Origin of the sequence: Streptomyces sp. NPDC058812 (genome assembly GCF_042744565.1) — a bacterium.
In the GTDB taxonomy this organism is placed as follows: domain Bacteria; phylum Actinomycetota; class Actinomycetes; order Streptomycetales; family Streptomycetaceae; genus Streptomyces; species Streptomyces thinghirensis.
Window position 1 is genome coordinate 1 of the sequence record NZ_JBHYOB010000082.1, and the last position, 1,150, is coordinate 1,150.

1 protein-coding gene is annotated in these 1,150 nt (G+C 73.3%); it reads right to left on the reverse strand.

Annotated features, from left to right (window positions below):
* Positions 1–1,150 (reverse strand): beta-ketoacyl synthase N-terminal-like domain-containing protein (locus ACFW48_RS38780; RefSeq protein WP_386323392.1); only part of this gene is annotated, 1,150 nt, incomplete at both ends.

Consider the following 1,150-nt stretch of genomic DNA (forward strand, 5'->3'; position numbering starts at 1 on the left):
CCTCATACAAGTCCCGCCCCATCCCGGGACGCTGCGCACCCTGACCGGTGAACAGGAACACCGTCCTGCCCCCCGCAACCGTCCCGCTCACCAGGGACGGGTGGGCCTCACCCGCGGCCAGTGCCTCCACCGCCGCGAGGAGATCCGCCCGCGACTCACCCAGCACCGCAGCCCGCAGATCGAAACGGGCCCGCCCATGCGTGAGGGTGTGCGCGACAGCCGCCGCGTCCAGATCCTCACCGGCGCCGCGCACATACGCGGCCAGCCGCACCGCCTGCTCCCGCAACGCCCCGGGCGTCTTCGCCGACACCGGCCACACCACAAGCCCGTCCAGCCCGTCCGCATCCTGCTCGGGCTCCTGCCCGGAGGACTCGTCAACGGGCGCCTGCTCCAGAATCACGTGCGCGTTGGTGCCGCTGATCCCGAACGAGGACACCCCCGCCCGGCGGGGACGACCCGCGTCCGGCCACTGCCTCGCCTCGTCCAGCAGCCGGACCTGGCCCGATTCCCAGTCCACGTGCGGGGTCGGCTCGTCCACATGCAGGGTCCGGGGCAGCACCCCGTGCCGCAACGCCTCGACCATCTTGATCACACCCGCCACACCCGCAGCAGCCTGCGCATGCCCGATGTTCGACTTCACCGAGCCCAGCCAGAGCGGCTCCGCGTCCTCGGCGCGTCCCTGACCGTAGGTCGCCAGCAGCGCCTGCGCCTCGATCGGGTCGCCCAGCTTGGTGCCGGTCCCGTGCGCCTCCACCACGTCCACCTCGGCCGGGGCCAGCCGGGCGGCCGACAGGGCCTGCCGGATCATGCGCTCCTGCGACGGACCGTTCGGCGCCGTCAGACCATTGCTCGCACCGTCCTGATTGACCGCGGAACCGCGGATCACCGCCAGCACGCGGTGTCCGTTGCGCCGGGCGTCGGACAGCCGCTCCAGGACCAGGACACCCACACCCTCGCCCCACACCGTGCCGTCGGCACCGTCGGCGAACGCCTTCACCCGGCCGTCCGGGGCGAGCCCACGCTGGCGGCTGAACTCCACGAACATCCCGGGGGTGGCCATGACGGTGACGCCTCCGGCCAGCGCGAGCCGGCACTCCCCGCCCCGCAGCGCCTGGGCGGCCAGGTGCAGGGCGACCAGCGACGACGAGCA